The 258-nt window shown below is 33.7% G+C and carries 1 protein-coding gene; it reads left to right on the plus strand.

Annotation, left to right across the window (positions count from 1 at the left end):
- On the plus strand, positions 1 to 229 hold a 229-nt coding region (locus H5201_RS22835), incomplete at its 5' end, for an integrase core domain-containing protein (RefSeq protein WP_182785477.1).
- Positions 230 to 258: the final 29 nt, after the last annotated feature.

Raw genomic sequence — 258 nt, forward strand, 5'->3', positions numbered from 1 at the left:
AACGCAAAGTATGAGTCGTCGAGGTAATTGTTGGGATAATGCAGTAATGGAGCGATTTTTTAGAAGTTTAAAAACAGAGCGACTGAATCGCCTGTCATTTATAAATCATCATTCAGTTATAAGTGAGGTGGACAATTATATTCAGTTTTACAATTACAAACGTAGGCATTCTACGCTTAATTATATGACGCCACATCAGAAATATAATGAATTAAAAAATGCCGCTTAGAATCTCTACAGAATTTGTTGACCATTACA

Origin of the sequence: Pseudoalteromonas sp. SG43-6, assembly GCF_014164365.1 — a bacterium.
Lineage (GTDB): Bacteria > Pseudomonadota > Gammaproteobacteria > Enterobacterales > Alteromonadaceae > Pseudoalteromonas > Pseudoalteromonas rhizosphaerae.